The 279-nt window shown below is 67.4% G+C and carries 1 protein-coding gene; it reads left to right on the forward strand.

Translation table 11 applies throughout. The features are described 5' to 3' along the window. The coding region (locus tag AC1RQI_RS17160) for a hypothetical protein (RefSeq protein WP_481905823.1) at positions 1–279 on the forward strand (279 nt) is incomplete at both ends.

Here is a 279-nt window from a genome sequence, read left to right on the forward strand (position 1 = left end):
ACGGCGGTCTACGACTGGTGGCACGAGGGGGAGTTCGAGCCCCTCGAAAACGAGGAGGCCGCGGAACTCGTCGCCGAGATCAAGTCGATGATCCCGCGGTACACCCGCCTCCAGCGCGTCCAGCGCGACATCCCCGCCGATTTCATCGAGGGTGGCGTCTGGAAGTCGAACCTCCGCCAGCTCGCCCGCCAGCGCATGGACGAGCACGGCTGGACCTGCGAGTGCATCCGGTGTCGGGAGGTCGGACACAGCGACGGCGAACCGGAGGAGGTGACGCTT

It is taken from the genome of Salicola sp. AFF1, from assembly GCF_056783195.1.